Annotated in this window: 14 protein-coding genes; 10 read left to right on the forward strand and 4 right to left on the reverse strand. The window is 62.5% G+C overall.

Going from position 1 to position 14,362, the window contains the following annotated elements; all coding sequences use genetic code 11:
• Positions 1-118: 118 nt before the first annotated feature.
• Positions 119-940: a Cof-type HAD-IIB family hydrolase gene (locus RI103_RS00435; protein WP_310813545.1), complete on the forward strand. Its 822-nt coding sequence runs from the start codon at positions 119-121 to the stop codon at positions 938-940.
• 169 nt (positions 941-1,109) lie between these two features.
• Here the strand turns inward: RI103_RS00435 and RI103_RS00440 are convergent, their stop codons facing one another.
• From RI103_RS00440 to aqpZ, 3 genes are all read right to left on the reverse strand, one after another.
• Entirely contained in the window at positions 1,110-1,427 is a 318-nt protein-coding gene (locus RI103_RS00440; protein WP_310813546.1) for a PXPV repeat protein, read from the reverse strand.
• Positions 1,428-1,713: 286 nt separating this feature from the next.
• Complete coding sequence (locus tag RI103_RS00445; protein ID WP_310813547.1) at positions 1,714-2,409, reverse strand: histidine phosphatase family protein; 696 nt, start codon at positions 2,407-2,409, stop codon at positions 1,714-1,716.
• A 157-nt stretch (positions 2,410-2,566) separates the two neighbouring features.
• Positions 2,567-3,307 (reverse strand): aquaporin Z, encoded by a 741-nt coding sequence (gene aqpZ / locus RI103_RS00450; protein WP_310813548.1) that lies wholly within the window; start codon positions 3,305-3,307, stop codon positions 2,567-2,569.
• A gap of 290 nt (positions 3,308-3,597) precedes the next feature.
• Here aqpZ and RI103_RS00455 point away from each other — a divergent pair, with 290 nt between their 5' ends.
• On the forward strand, positions 3,598-3,900 hold the full coding sequence (locus tag RI103_RS00455; protein WP_310813549.1) for an H-NS histone family protein: 303 nt from the start codon (positions 3,598-3,600) through the stop codon (positions 3,898-3,900).
• 292 nt (positions 3,901-4,192) lie between these two features.
• Here RI103_RS00455 and RI103_RS00460 read toward each other — a convergent pair whose 3' ends face one another.
• Positions 4,193-5,257, reverse strand: coding sequence for a glycosyltransferase family 4 protein (locus tag RI103_RS00460; protein WP_310813550.1), 1,065 nt, complete (start codon positions 5,255-5,257; stop codon positions 4,193-4,195).
• Between the two features lie 679 nt (positions 5,258-5,936).
• On the opposite strand from RI103_RS00460, the gene flhD reads away from it, so the two are divergent.
• From flhD to RI103_RS00500, 8 genes are all read left to right on the forward strand, one after another.
• On the forward strand, positions 5,937-6,257 hold the full coding sequence (gene flhD, locus RI103_RS00465) for a flagellar transcriptional regulator FlhD (RefSeq protein WP_013589958.1): 321 nt from the start codon (positions 5,937-5,939) through the stop codon (positions 6,255-6,257).
• A 51-nt stretch (positions 6,258-6,308) separates the two neighbouring features.
• Positions 6,309-6,869 (forward strand): flagellar transcriptional regulator FlhC, encoded by a 561-nt coding sequence (gene flhC / locus RI103_RS00470; RefSeq protein WP_310813551.1) that lies wholly within the window; start codon positions 6,309-6,311, stop codon positions 6,867-6,869.
• Between the two features lie 214 nt (positions 6,870-7,083).
• Positions 7,084-7,944: a flagellar motor stator protein MotA gene (gene motA, locus RI103_RS00475; protein WP_310813552.1), complete on the forward strand. Its 861-nt coding sequence runs from the start codon at positions 7,084-7,086 to the stop codon at positions 7,942-7,944.
• A gap of 32 nt (positions 7,945-7,976) precedes the next feature.
• Positions 7,977-8,984: a flagellar motor protein MotB gene (gene motB / locus RI103_RS00480; RefSeq protein WP_310813553.1), complete on the forward strand. Its 1,008-nt coding sequence runs from the start codon at positions 7,977-7,979 to the stop codon at positions 8,982-8,984.
• 83 nt (positions 8,985-9,067) lie between these two features.
• A complete protein-coding gene (locus RI103_RS00485) occupies positions 9,068-9,445 on the forward strand; it encodes a response regulator (RefSeq protein ID WP_007179975.1) in 378 nt (125 codons plus the stop codon).
• 87 nt (positions 9,446-9,532) lie between these two features.
• Positions 9,533-11,845, forward strand: coding sequence for a chemotaxis protein CheA (gene cheA / locus RI103_RS00490; protein WP_310813554.1), 2,313 nt, complete (start codon positions 9,533-9,535; stop codon positions 11,843-11,845).
• Positions 11,846-11,908: 63 nt separating this feature from the next.
• A complete protein-coding gene (locus tag RI103_RS00495) occupies positions 11,909-12,445 on the forward strand; it encodes a chemotaxis protein CheW (RefSeq protein WP_310813555.1) in 537 nt (178 codons plus the stop codon).
• Positions 12,446-12,488: 43 nt separating this feature from the next.
• Entirely contained in the window at positions 12,489-14,348 is a 1,860-nt protein-coding gene (locus RI103_RS00500; protein WP_310813556.1) for a methyl-accepting chemotaxis protein, read from the forward strand.
• The last annotated feature ends 14 nt before the right edge of the window (positions 14,349-14,362 follow it).

Consider the following 14,362-nt stretch of genomic DNA (forward strand, 5'->3'; position numbering starts at 1 on the left):
CGGCGCGCCCGAGTCATGCCGTCGGGGCTGGGAATCGCCGGGCATGGCGGCCGCTTTCCGGCGAATGCGGCCGGCAACGGTAAAATACGCGCTTTGACGCTGCCCGACTCCTCACACCATGTACAAAGTCATCGCCACGGATCTCGACGGCACGCTGCTCAACGCGGATCACCAGGTGGATCCGTTCACGGTCGCCACCGTGCGCAAGCTTGAGGGCGACGGGTTGCGGTTCGTGATTGCAACGGGCCGCCATTATTGCGACGTCGCCGGTATTCGCGACCTGCTGGGCATCAGTCCGTATTTGATCACGTCGAATGGCGCGCGTATCCACGCGCCGGACAACACGGTGATCCATGCGGACGACCTGCCTCCGGCCATCGTGCAAAGATTGGTGCAGCCGGAAATCGCCGGCACGCATGGCCGCGTGATCGTCAACCTGTTCGCCGATCAGGCGTGGCTGATCGACCGCGACGCACCGGATCTGCTGAAGTTTCACCAGGACTCGGGCTTCACCTATGAGGTGACCGATCTGCCGAAACACGACGGCGTCGACATCGCGAAAGCCCTCTACATTGGTGAGCCCGCCGATCTCGCGCAGGTTGCGGCGAATCTCGCGCGCGAATTCGGCGACGCCCTGTACGTGACCTATTCGCTGCCGGACTGCCTGGAAGTGATGACGGCGAACGTATCCAAGGGCCGCGCGCTGCAGATCGTGCTCGAGCGCCTCGGCGTCCATGCCTCGCAATGCGTCGCTTTCGGCGACAACATGAACGACATCGATCTGCTGGAGACGGCCGGCCATCCGTTCATGATGAACAACGCCAATCCCGACCTCATGACGCGTCTGCCGAACGTGCCGCGCATCGGCAACAACTTCGAAGCGGGCGTCGCGCACCATCTGCGCAAGCTTTTCTCGCTCGACGACGAACTGATGTCCTAGTGAGTGGAAATGAAAACGGGCCGCGTCCATCCTCATGGACGCGGCCCGTTTCTTCGTGCGAGGCTTCTTTCTTACGGTTCCTGCGGTTATCGGAGGCGTTGCGCGCCGACGGTTGGCCGAGGCCAGCAAACCGCCTTATTAGCCGCTGAACCGCTGACCGACCAAAAGATTACCCGTGCCATCCGCCACGGCGGTCGCGGTCGCCATGGTCGCCCCGGTTATCGTGCCCCCAGCCGCGGTCATTGTGGTTCCAGTTGCGATCATATCGATGATCGCCACGATAGTAGTCGCCGCGATCGTAGCGGTGGTCCCAGCCGCCGTTGCCGTAGTAGACCGGTTGCGGCGCCGCGTAGACCGGAGCCGGGCGGGTGTAAACCGGTGCGCCGAGCGACAGGCCGATGTTCAGATCCGTATGCGCTTGCGCGACACCGCATGCGCCCGCTGCGAGTCCTGCGGCAACCAGCAAGTGAGTGACGATGCGTTTCATGTTTGTTCTCCTGTGAGGCGACGTATGTTTGTCGCACAGGACCAATCTACGCACTCCCGTCGATAGGTGCTGCGACGAGATGTTACGGACTGCAAGCATCGTCGCAGGGTTTGAAAGGCGTGAACAGCAGGACGCGAATGAGCCTCGAACCATGCACTGTCGCGTCAAAGCCCTGCCGTGCATAGGTCCGCGGCCCATAGAACCGTAGCCAGGCGCGCTCGGCGCCACGTTCTAACCAAATCCGGCGGACGCCTGCGTAATTGCGGCTTACATCTGTATTACCCAATTAATCTGCCGCGCTCGAGGAAGCCGTCGATCCAGCCGCCGCCGACGCGCCCGGCAGCGCCGCACAAGGGCAATCGGTCGCGCGTCCATCCAACCCCTGGCGATCATGTTTGAAGCTGGCGCGCGCGGTGCCGTTCTGCCAGTCGAGGCGAACAATATAGATACTGTCGAAGTCGTCGCTCTTCCAGTTCGGAACATCCGCGGCATTGCCGCCATGCGCGCTCAGCATCTGACGCAATAGCTTCACGATGAGCTTGTGCTCCCACGCCACGACGATGAGCTTGTTGCGATTGGCCGGATTGACGAGCGCAGTGCCGAGCTGGTCGATCTGAGCGAAACCATAGGGGGTTTGCACCGGCATCTGGAACTGGATGGCGGTCGGCTCGATCGTCGCAAGGGGCCGGATGTAGTAGTAGGGCTTGCCGCTGTCGTCTTTTTGCTGGCCGGGATCGGGTGCGTAGATCGCATCCGGTTTGCCGAACTTGGCCGCGATCACGGCCGGCAAGGCCAGCGCGCGGTTGAGTCCCTGACAGTTGAGCTGGCCGTAGCCTTTGGCGGGTTTCTCGCCATGCCGCACGAATATGAGCGTTTCCGTCTGGCCGTCGGCCGCATGCGCAGTGGGCAGCGCCAACACGCCCGCGCACAAGCTCACGACGGAGAGTGCGACGCCATGCAGGAATCCGCGGAAACGCTTCATAGGTAGCACCTGTGCGAGCTTGGGAAGTCGCACAATTCTAGCAGCGGCGACGAGCGAACCGTCGCGGCGCTTGTCGAGGTGTCGGCGCAGTCGGCGGCAAAGCAAAGCGGGCGCCGTGGCGCCCGCTTTTGCTTGCCTGTATGACAGCGCGCGAGGATCAGTCGAGCGCCAGCTTCTGTGAATTGCCGCTGCGGCTTTCAGCGATGACCGGGTACAACACGCCCGCGATCACCGCGCCGAGGATCGGCGCAACCCAGAACAGCCACAGCTGGTCCATCGCCGCACCGCCGACGAAGAGGGCCGGGCCGGTGGAACGCGCCGGATTCACCGACGTGTTGGTCACCGGGATCGAGATCAGGTGGATCAGCGTGAGGCACAGGCCGATGGCGATCGGTGCGAAGCCGGCCGGCGCGCGCTTGTCGGTCGCGCCGAGAATGACGAAGAGGAAGAAGCCGGTCATCACCACTTCGCAAATGAACGCCGCAGCGAGCGAGTAATGGCCCGGCGAGCGTTCGCCATAGCCGTTGCTCGCGAAGCCGCTGGCGACGAGGTCAAAGCCGGGCTTGCCCGACGCGATGAGCGACAGCGCCAGCGCACCCAGCGCCGCGCCGATCACTTGGGCGACGATGTACGGCAGCAGGTCGCGCGCCGGAAAGCGGCCGGCGACGGTCAGGCCGACGCTCACCGCCGGATTCAGATGGCAGCCTGAAATGTGGCCGATCGCAAAAGCCATGGTCAGCACCGTCAGGCCGAACGCGAACGACACGCCCACGAAGCCGATGCCCAGACCGTGGACCGGGCCGGCGAAGTTAGCGGCGAGGACAGCGCTGCCGCAGCCCCCGAGCACGAGCCAGAAAGTGCCGAACAACTCGGCGGCAAGGCGTTTTGACAGCTGCATGATTGGTAATCCTAAAAAGATTGATGCTTCCGCTAGCACGCGCGGCCAAGTCCGTCGGCATGCCTTGAACGCGCAATTCTAGGGAAGACCCGCCAAATCAGGTGTCAAGAATTGTCAATGTGGTGTCGCCTTTACCTTTTTATTGCGAGATAAAGATACCGTTTTACAATTCACCGGCCTTAATAATTATCAGAGGATATCTTGCTAAATCGGTATTCTTGTCCATTGCGAATTTTTATAATTGCAGTTAGTCTGCGAGCCAATGAGTTCTAGAAAAGGGGAGAACCGGAATGTCTCAATATGCAGACCTCAAGGCGCAGATCGCCAAATTGCAGGCACAAGCAGAAGAAGCGCGCCGTACTGAAATCGACAATGTGGTCGCCGACATCCGCCAAAAGATCGCTGAATACGGTCTGACAGCGCAGGACCTCGGCTTTGCGGTCGCCGCCAAGCGCGGCCGCCCGCCCAAGAAGGCGCCGCTGCCGGCGAAATACCAGGATCCCAAGTCGGGCAATACGTGGAGCGGGCGCGGCAAACCGCCCAAGTGGATCATCGGTAAGAATCGCGAGCGCTTTCTGATTGGCGCAGCTTGAGCCGATTGCCGGCCGCGGCGAAAGCCAACTGAAGGTCTATTGGCATTCGGTGTTTATTCGCTGAGGGCTAATCCGCGATGGAAGCGCATCCATACCCGTATTAAAAAAAGCCGCCCTCGAGGGGCGGCTTTTCTGGACAAACAAGCGGGATAACCTGAACTTACCGCTTGCGCAAACGATTCACACGACAATTTGTCCCACTATTGATCTGCCAATCGGAAAAGCTGCGCGCGGCGGATTCCGATACTCGAGCGACTGGGCGAAAACTGCCCAGCCGCATGAACGCGGCGTTTTAGCCCACCGCGACTTGGCGCAATACCGGCCGGCGCGTCGCTTCGATCAGTGCCGAATAGCCATCCACGTAATTCTGGGCCATCGTCTTCGAACTGAAGCGGCGTTCGAACTGGGCGCGGATTTCAGTGCGCGACAGTTCGTCTAGGCGTTGCAGCGCCGCGACCGCGCCTTGCACGTCTTCGACGATGTAACCCGTCACGCCGTGGTCGATCACTTCCGGCACCGAACCACGGTTGAACGCGATCACCGGCGTACCACAAGCCATCGATTCGATCATCACGAGGCCGAACGGCTCCGACCAGTCGATCGGGAACAGCAGCGCCTTGGCGCCGGAAAGGAATTCGGGCTTCTGCGCCTCATTGATCTCGCCGACGAATTCCACGTGCGCCTGCGACAGCAGCGGCTCGATTTCACGCTTGAAGTATTCCTGATCGGCCTTGTCCACCTTGGCGGCGATCTTCAGCGGCAAACCGCTTTGTGCAGCGATCTTGATAGCTGTATCGACGCGCTTTTCGGGACAAATACGGCCGAGGAACGCCAGGTATTCCGGCTTCTTGTGGGTTTGCGGCGTGAGCAGTTGCTCCGGCAAACCGTGGTAAATCGTGTTCAGCCAGTTCGCTTGCAGTAGCGGCGCGCGCTGTGAATCGGAAATCGAGACCACCGGCACGTTGGAGAACGCATCGAACACCGGTTGCAGTTCGGGCAAGTCGAGGCGGCCGTGCAGCGTCGTCACGAACGGCGTGTCCATCGTCGTGAAAAGCGGGAATGGCATGTAGTCGAGGTGAAAGTGCAGCACGTCGAACTCATGCGCAACCTTGCGCACCTTTTCCATCATCAGCACGTGCGGAGCCAGTGCGTCGCGGATTGTCGGATCGAGACGCAGCGCGCGAGGCCAGCAGGCGTCGAGGTTCGCCGAAGTGACCGAGTCGCCGCTCGCAAACAGCGTGACGTCGTGGCCAAGGTCGACAAGCGCTTCGGTCAGATACGACACGACGCGTTCGGTGCCACCATAGAGTTTCGGCGGGACAGCTTCATACAACGGCGCAATTTGTGCGATTCGCATGCGTTTTCTCCTGAACAGAACGGCATCGCACAGCGGCGCTCGGGTAGAGCGAGGAGCGAATGCCTGACGGACGGTTGGGCGCGGTAAGCCGCCGCCCGGGGGTGCTCCGAACCTGCATCGGGTTATCCCTTAGCTTCATTATCGGGATCGGCCGCGCTAATTCGAGTTATTTTTCAAACGCTTAATGTTGTTACAGCGCGAAACATGGTCCGTTACACGTCGTGTGGACGTATGGATGGCCGCGAACGCTGCGAAACAATCAGCAAGGCGCGGGCCCGGCATAGACAGAACGGCGCCTACACGCGGTGTGTTGCAGAGAAGTGAAAACGTCTTATAATTCTTCCTCACCGCTGCACGGTGCGGACAGCGAGTCAATCAGACTCACCATTTGGTTCACATTGCCAGCAGCAACCTCACCAAGGCGCATGGAAAGTTCCAAATTGCGTCTATGGGGTTCCATCAATCCGCTCACTGACCCGGCTCTTGTAGGAAAAATTCCTACAACAATGACGGATTAATCCGTCAATCAGGCTGGGTGTCTGTCCGATTTTCGTCCGCCCCCCCTTTCGCCACAATGCTCGCAAGACCAGAAACGAGCCGATTCGTGCGGTTTCAGTGCGCGCGTTCGAGCAAACGTTTCCGTAACGGCCTGACCAGCCAGATACACCCCGGGGGAATCATGAGCGCGACAAGCGATATGCTCAATGAGATCAGAGAAGTTAACCTGTCTTATCTCCTGCTCGCCCAGCGACTACTGCGCGAAGACAAGCCGATGGGCATGTTTCGCATGGGGATTTCGGACCAGTTAGCCGATGTGCTCGCCAACCTGTCGTTGGCGCAGACCGTCAAGCTGGCAGCGTCCAATCAGGTGTTGTGCCGTTTCCGTTTCGACGACCATGCCGTGCTGTCCGCTCTGGCGGATAAAGGCAAATCCAGCGCCGTGGCCCAAGCGCATTCCGCGATCCTGATGGCAAGCCAGCCAGTCGAGCAACTCGGCTGATGGCTCGTTGTATTTCAAACAAAGCGATCAGGACGGGGGACACGCAAACGGATGGCCTATAAGAGTGTTGTGCTCGAAGTCAGGGAAATTACCCTGGCAATCGAACTGATCGAGCTTGGCGCGCGTTTGCAATTGCTGGAAGCGGAAACCAGTCTGTCGCGCGACCGGCTCATCAAGCTATACAAGGAACTGAAAGGGGTCTCGCCGCCCAAGGGCATGTTGCCCTTTTCGACCGACTGGTTCATGACCTGGCAGCCGAACTTTCACTCTTCGCTGTTCTACAACATCTACCGGTTCATGGCCGGCCATGGCGGCTGCCTGACGATCCAGTCGATCGTGAAGAGCTACCGGCTCTATCTGGAACACGTCCAGCTGCACGACGACGAGCCCGTGCTCAGCCTCACGCGCGCCTGGACGCTGGTGCGATTTTTCGACTCCGGGATGTTGCAAATGACCGCCTGCTGCCGTTGCGGGGGCCATTTTGTCGCGCACGCGCACGATCCGCAGCACGCGTTCGTCTGCGGACTGTGCCAGCCGCCGTCGCGCGCGGGTAAGACAAAGAAATTTGCCGACGCCCGGGCCCGCGAGACCCTCGCCGTTCTCGAAGTTTGATCGGGAAGTCGGCCGCCGGTGCGCGGTGCGCCTTCCATCTCCCGTGCGGCGGCCTTTCCGGGCCGTCCGCACGACGCCTGGTCCAGCCGGACCGCCCGCATCCGCCTCTGCTTTAAACCGGAGCGACGAGCCGCTTTTCCGCGAAAGTTTTCCGCTTCGTTGCCGTAAACCAGATTAACGACGGTCACCGTCGCTTCTTTGTGAGGGCTCGGCAGTGCTGATTTTCGTGGGAACACTCGTGACGCTTTTGTCCGTTTTCGGCGGTTACGCGCTGGAAGGCGGCCATCTCGGCGCGCTGCTGCAGCCCGTTGAAGTGCTGATGATCGTCGGCGCAGGCGTCGGCGCGTTCATTCTGGGTAACGGAATGAAGACGATCAAGGCGACGCTGCGCGTCATTCCAACCCTCTTCAAGGGCGCGAAGTACAACAAGGATGTCTATATGGAGCTGATGGCGCTCCTGTACGTCCTGCTGGCCAAGGCGCGCAAGGAAGGCACGCTGACGCTGGAAGCGGACATCGACGATCCGTCGAAGAGTCCGATCTTCACCCAGTACCCGAAGATTCTTGCCGACAAGCACATCATCGAATTCCTGACCGACTACCTGCGTCTGATGGTGGGCGGCAACATGAACGCGTTCGAGATCGAAAGCCTGATGGACGAGGAGATCGAGACGCACCACCAGGAAGGCGAAGCGCCCGCGCACGCGCTGACCAAGGTCGGCGACGCAATGCCGGCGTTCGGGATCGTGGCCGCGGTGATGGGCGTGGTGCACACCATGGCCTCCGCCGACAAGCCGCCCGCGGTGCTCGGCGAGATGATCGCCCAGGCGCTGGTCGGCACCTTCCTCGGGATTCTGCTTTCGTACGGGCTGATCGGGCCGCTTGCGAGCGTCGCCGAACAGCGCGTGACCGAGTCGACCAAGATGTTCCAGTGCATCAAGGTGACGATTCTGGCCAGCCTGAACGGTTACGCGCCGGCGATTGCCGTCGAGTTCGGCCGCAAGGTGCTCTTCTCGACCGAACGCCCGTCGTTCGCCGAGCTGGAAGAGCACGTGCGCCGCGTCAAGGCCAAGTAAAGGTCAGATAAAGGGCACCGGGAACCGAACCGATGAGCAAGGACAAAGACCGCGCCATTGTCGTCAAGCGCTCCGCGCCGAAGAAATCCGGCCACCACGGCGGCGCCTGGAAGCTCGCGTATGCGGACTTCATGACCGCGATGATGGCGTTCTTCCTGCTGATGTGGCTGCTGAGTTCGGCCTCCACGGTGCAGTTGAAGGGCATTGCGGATTACTTCAACGAGCCGTTGAAGATCACGCTGTGGGGCGGTGACCGCAGCGCGGAGGACTCGAGCATTCTGAAGGGCGGCGGCCGCGATATCTCGACCGACGCGCAAGGCGTGACGCGCTCCAGCGACGGTTCGAACAACCGTTCCGAGCGCAGCGTCTCGCACAACAACGAAGACTCGATGAAGCAGTTGCAGGGCGAGATGGAGCGCCGCGAGCAGGTCCGCCTGCACGATCTGCAGGTCAAGCTGATGGCCGCGATCGAAGCGAATCCGGTGCTGCGCCAGTTCAAGCAGCAGATCCGCATCGACTCGACGCTGACCGGCTTGCGCATCGAAATCGTCGACTCGCAGAAGCGGCCTATGTTCGCGACCGCGAAAGACCAGGTCGAGCCGTACATGCGCGACATCCTGCGCGAAATCGGCCATACGCTGAACGACGTGCCGAATCGCATCATCGTGCAAGGCCATACCGACGCCGCGCAGTACGCCGGCGGCGAGAAGGGCTACAGCAACTGGGAACTGTCCGCGGACCGCGCCAACGCGTCGCGCCGCGAGCTGGTCGCCGGTGGCATGGACGAGGCGAAGGTGATGCGCGTGCTCGGCCTCGCGTCGACGCAGAACCTGAACAAGGCGGATCCGATGGACCCGGAGAACCGCCGCATCAGCATCATCGTGCTGAACAAGAAGTCGGAGGAGGCGCTGGACCATGACGACTCCACCACGACCACCTTGTCGGACGACGCAGCCGGCTCCAAGCCGTTGCTGCAAAAGCTTGCGCAGCCGGTAACGGTTGCACCGAAGTTGCCGGCGGCAGCGCCGGCGGCCCAGTAACAGACAGCGACCGCTCGCTGGTCCACGCGCCCTGCCGGCGCGGGCCGCCGGGTGATCCATAGCGTACGTGCAGCGAGGTTTTCATGATCAGGCACATCCTGGCAATCGACGATTCGGCATCGATGCGGCAGATTCTCGCCGCCACGTTGACGACGGCCGGCTATGAGGTGACGCTCGCGGCGGACGGCAACGAAGGGCTCGAAAATGCGCTCGCCATGTCGTTCGACCTCGTGCTGACCGACCAGTACATGCCAGGCAAGACCGGCCTCGATCTGATCGCCGCACTGCGCAACAACCCGGCTTACCAGGCCACGCCCATCCTCGTCCTCACGACGGAATCGGGCGAGCCGTTCAAGGAAGCTGCGCGGGCTGCCGGCGCGACCGGCTGGATCGAAAAGCCGCTCGACCCGGACATGCTGACCGAACTGGTGGCGGCCCTGGCCGAGCCAGATCACGCGTAAGCGCCACCCATAGACCAGTTATAGAAGCTCTCGACGCAGCGGCACGGCAGCCCAAGCCAAGACAGGAACTCTCGCGGTGAACCAGGCATGACACTCGACATCACTCAGTTCTATCAGACGTTCTTCGACGAAGCGGACGAACTGCTCGCGCAGATGGAGCAGCTGCTGCTCAATCTGGATATCGCCCACCCGGATCCCGAAGACCTCGCGGCAATTTTCCGCGCGGCACATTCGATCAAAGGCGGCGCGGCGACGTTCGGTTTTACCGCGCTGACGGAAACCACCCACATTCTCGAATCGCTGCTCGACCGCGCGCGCAATAACGAACTCGTGCTGCGCAAGGACATGATCGACACGTTCCTCGAAACCAAGGACGTGTTATCCGGCCAGCTCGCCGATTACCGCGCGAGCGCCGAGCCGGACGCGGCCACTGCGAAGGCAATCTGCGCGAAGCTCGAACGTTTGAACGCGGAGAGCGGCGACGGCGCGGCGCCGGCTGCGGCGGCGCCTGTTGCCGCGAGCGTGGCGCCAGTTGCAACACAGGCAGTGCAAGGCGGCACCCCGCCGGAGCACGTCGTCGAACAGGCGGTGCAGGCGGCGGGCGAATGGATTGACGGCGATCCGGCACAGACCGGGCAAGCCGCGGGAGACGATGATGTCGGAGGCAACGACAGCGCCGGTCCCCATCTGAAAATTACGCTACGGGGCGTTGGTGAGAAGGACCAGGAACTGCTGGCCGAAGAGCTCGGCAACCTGGGCAACATCGTCGGGCAGGTCAAGAGCGGCGGCAATCTGACGCTGTGGCTCGCGACCGATGTGACCTCCGACGACATCATCGCCGTGTGCTGTTTCGTGATCGACGAAAGTCAGATCGTGATCGGCCGCGGCACCGCACCGGCGGACGACATGCAGCAAGGCGAACCTGGAACGCCCGACGCTGCCGGTTCGTCCCCGGCGCAAGCAGTACAGGCGGCTCAGGCGGGCCAGGCAGCATCGTCGGCACCGGCGGCCGACACCGCTGCACCTGCCTCAACGGCCACGCACGGGCCGCTCGACGCACCGGCCGCGCTGGCGCCGGCCGCGGCTCAGGCCGCGGTGGCCATAAGCGCACCGGCCCCGGCTCAGGCAAGCGCGGGGAGCGCGGCAAGCGCAGCCGCACCCGCGGAGCAGGACCGCAAGGCGGCACGTCCGGCCGCGGCAGCGGGCGGCGCGGAAGGCAGCTCGATTCGCGTCGGCGTCGAAAAGGTCGATCAGCTGATCAACCTGGTCGGCGAACTGGTGATTACGCAAGCCATGCTCGCGGAAACCACCAGCACGTTCGACCCGGCGCTGCACGATCGCCTGTTCAACGGCATGGCGCAACTCGAGCGCAATGCGCGGGATCTGCAGGAAGCGGTGATGTCGATCCGCATGATGCCGATGGATTACGTGTTCAGTCGCTTCCCGCGTCTGGTGCGCGATCTGGCGGCGAAACTCGGCAAGGAAGTGGAACTCGTCACCTTCGGGCAAGCGACCGAACTCGACAAGAGCCTCATCGAACGGATCATCGATCCGTTGACTCACCTCGTGCGCAACAGTCTCGACCACGGCATTGAAACCGTGGAAGCGCGGCGCGCGGCGGGCAAGGATTCGACCGGCCAGCTGGTGCTGTCGGCGGCTCACCACGGCGGCAACATCGTCATTGAAGTGAGCGACGACGGCGCGGGCCTGCGCCGCGACAAGATTCTCGCGAAGGCGGCCAAGCAGGGCATGCAGGTCAGCGAAACCATGACCGACGAAGAAGTCTGGAACCTGATCTTCCTGCCGGGCTTCTCGACGGCGGAGCAGGTCACGGACGTATCGGGCCGCGGCGTCGGCATGGACGTGGTGAAGCGCAACATCCAGTCGATGGGTGGTCACGTGGAAATCACCTCGCACGCCGGCAAGGGCAGCACCACGCGCATCGTGCTGCCGCTCACGCTGGCGATCCTCGACGGCATGTCGGTCAAGGTCGGCAACGAGATCTTCATTCTGCCGCTGAACTTCGTGATGGAGTCGCTGCAGCCGCGAGCCGAGGACATCTACACGGTGGCCAACGGCGAGCGTGTGGTGCGGGTGCGCGGTGAATATCTGCCGCTCGTGGCGTTGCACGAAGTGTTCAACGTCGAAGGGGCGAAGCAGGAACCGACGCAAGGCATCGTCACCATCATGCAAACCGAGGGGCGCCGCTTTGCGATGCTGATCGATGAGCTGGTGGGCCAGCAGCAGGTGGTGGTGAAGAATCTGGAAACGAACTACCGCAAGGTGCACGGCATTTCCGCCGCGACCATTCTCGGCGACGGCAGTGTCGCGCTGATCGTGGACGTCGCGGCGCTGAACCGCGAAACGCGCCACGCGCATGGCGCGATGAGCCTCGCATGATGTCCGTCAAACTCATCGTAACACTTACTCAACTCATTTCATCCCAACCGTTTGGGGGCTAACGTGGCAGAAGTCCAATCCATCAATTCGAGCGTGACGAACGCGACCGGTACGAATGGCCGCCGCGACGCGCAGCAGGCGGACGCCGGCGGTCAGGAGTTCCTCGTCTTCACGCTCGGCGCCGAAGAGTACGGCATCGACATTCTCAAGGTGCAGGAAATCCGCGGCTACGACAACGTGACGCGTATCGCCAATGCGCCCGAGTTCATCAAGGGCGTGATCAATCTGCGCGGCATCATCGTGCCGATCGTCGACATGCGCATCAAGTTCCATCTGGGCCGTGTCGAGTATGACCACCAGACGGTGGTGATCATCCTGAACGTCGCGCATCGCGTGGTCGGGATGGTGGTGGACGGCGTGTCGGACGTGCTCACGCTCGCCACCGACCAGATCATGCCGGCGCCGGAATTCGGCGCCACGCTGACGACCGAGTACCTCACGGGCCTGGGCACCGTCGACGGCCGCATGTTGATCCTGATGGACATCGAGAAACTCATGACCAGCCGCGAAATGGCGCTGATCGAAACGCTCGGCGGCTAACGGCGGCAGTCTTCACGAAACGATTGGGACAGGGAGCACCGAAATGCTGAGCAGGTGGTCGATTCGCACGTCGTTGACGATGGTGGGGATCATTCTGGTTGCGCTGACCATGGTGGTCGGCGTGCTTGGGCTGACCGCGCTCAATGGCGCGAGCCAGTCGCTCGACCGCATTGCGCGCGGCGATCTGGTCGCCATTCATGCACTCGACGATGCGTCGTCGTACCTGCTGCGCTCGCGTCTCGCCATAGACCGCTTCAACACGCTGTCCGCCGCGGGCAACGCGGACGAAGCGAAGAAAGCGATCGACCGCGCGCAGGAACTGCTGAGCAAGGGCAACCAAAGCTGGCAGCTTTATCTCGACGCACCGAAACCCGGCGTCGATCAGGCGCTTCTCGACGACGTTCTCGCGAGGCGCACGAGTGTGATGCGCGATGGCGTCGACCCGGAGTTCGCGGCGCTCAATGCGAACGACATGGCCGCCTACCACGCGATCGCCGATACGAAAATCAGTCCGATGTTCATCGCTTATGACGGGGCGGCGTCGGCGGTCATCAAGGCGTTGCAGCAAAGCGCCGTGGATCAGCAGGCGAGCGCGCAATCGAACGTCTCGCTGATGACGACGCTGATCATCGCCGTCACCGTGCTTGCGCTGCTGGTGGTGATGGGCATCCGCTTCGCGCTGCGCGGCCTGATCGTGCAGCCGCTCGCCGACGCGACGGCGTGCTTTGAACGCATCGCTTCGGGTGATCTGTCCGAGACCATCAACGTTTTCAGCCGCAACGAAATCGGGCGCCTGTTCGCCGGCATCAAGCGTATGCAGGACAGCATGTCGTCGATGGTGAAGGCGGTCCACAGCAGCACCGAATCGATCGACACCGGCGCGCGCGAAATCGCGATGGGCAACACCGACCTGTCGCAACGCACCGAACAGCAGGCCGCTTCGCTGCAGGAAACCGCGTCGAGCATGGAGCAGTTGACCGGCACCGTGCGGCAGAACGCCGAAAACGCGCGTCAGGCGAGCCAGCTGGCCGTCAACGCTTCCGAAATCGCCACGCGCGGCGGCGACGTGGTGAGCCAGGTCGTCACCACCATGCAGGACATCGCGAGCAGTTCGAACAAGGTCGTCGATATCATCGGCGTGATCGAAGGCATTGCTTTTCAGACCAATATTCTCGCGCTGAACGCGGCGGTCGAAGCCGCGCGCGCCGGCGAGCAGGGCCGCGGCTTCGCGGTCGTGGCGGGCGAAGTGCGCAGCCTCGCGCAGCGCAGCGCGAGTGCCGCGAAGGAGATCAAGGAGCTGATCGGCGACTCCGTCGACAAGGTGCAAAGCGGCTCGGCGCTGGTCGGCCGCGCGGGTACGACGATGGACGAGATCGTGCAGGCCGTGCGCCGCGTGACCGACATCATGGGCGAAATCAGCGCGGCGTCCGAAGAGCAGTCGGGCGGCATCGAACAGGTGAATCGCGCGGTCGTGCAGATGGACGAAGTCACGCAGCAGAACGCCGCACTGGTCGAACAGGCGGCGGCCGCGGCGGCATCGCTCGAAGACCAGACGCGCCAATTGCAGGCCGTGCTGAACGGCTGGAAAGTGGCCGGCGGCCCGGCACGCAGCAGCGCGGCGGCAACGCGTCCCAACCAGACGGCGTCTCACGTGACCAGCAGCGGCACCAAGCCGGCCACCAGGTCGGCACCGCCAGCGTCCGCGAAGGGCGCTGCGCACCTGACGGCAAGCACCGCAGCAACGAACACAGAGCCGGCTTCGACCAATCACGACGAGGGTGCCGCACGCGTCGAACCGGCGCTCAGGCCGAAGACAGCCCGCGCGGCACCCGAATCCACAGCACGTCCGGCCGCGGCAAGCGCGGCCACGACAAGCTCGGACGCGGACTGGGAAACATTCTAGGAAGTGGCACAAAG

It is taken from the genome of Paraburkholderia sp. FT54, assembly GCF_031585635.1.
GTDB lineage: Bacteria > Pseudomonadota > Gammaproteobacteria > Burkholderiales > Burkholderiaceae > Paraburkholderia.

Bases quoted from the DNA above. Each gene is read 5' to 3' on its own strand.
- RI103_RS00455 (WP_310813549.1), top strand. From the start codon at position 3,598: ATGTCTCAATATGCAGACCTCAAGGCGCAGATCGCCAAATTGCAGGCA.
- RI103_RS00435 (WP_310813545.1), top strand. From the start codon at position 119: ATGTACAAAGTCATCGCCACGGATCTCGACGGCACGCTGCTCAACGCG.
- aqpZ (WP_310813548.1), bottom strand. From the start codon at position 3,307: ATGCAGCTGTCAAAACGCCTTGCCGCCGAGTTGTTCGGCACTTTCTGG.
- RI103_RS00485 (WP_007179975.1), top strand. From the start codon at position 9,068: ATGATCAGGCACATCCTGGCAATCGACGATTCGGCATCGATGCGGCAG.
- RI103_RS00460 (WP_310813550.1), bottom strand. From the start codon at position 5,257: ATGCGAATCGCACAAATTGCGCCGTTGTATGAAGCTGTCCCGCCGAAA.
- flhC (WP_310813551.1), top strand. From the start codon at position 6,309: ATGGCCTATAAGAGTGTTGTGCTCGAAGTCAGGGAAATTACCCTGGCA.
- RI103_RS00440 (WP_310813546.1), bottom strand. From the start codon at position 1,427: ATGAAACGCATCGTCACTCACTTGCTGGTTGCCGCAGGACTCGCAGCG.
- motB (WP_310813553.1), top strand. From the start codon at position 7,977: ATGAGCAAGGACAAAGACCGCGCCATTGTCGTCAAGCGCTCCGCGCCG.
- RI103_RS00500 (WP_310813556.1), top strand. From the start codon at position 12,489: ATGCTGAGCAGGTGGTCGATTCGCACGTCGTTGACGATGGTGGGGATC.
- cheA (WP_310813554.1), top strand. From the start codon at position 9,533: ATGACACTCGACATCACTCAGTTCTATCAGACGTTCTTCGACGAAGCG.
- flhD (WP_013589958.1), top strand. From the start codon at position 5,937: ATGAGCGCGACAAGCGATATGCTCAATGAGATCAGAGAAGTTAACCTG.
- RI103_RS00445 (WP_310813547.1), bottom strand. From the start codon at position 2,409: ATGAAGCGTTTCCGCGGATTCCTGCATGGCGTCGCACTCTCCGTCGTG.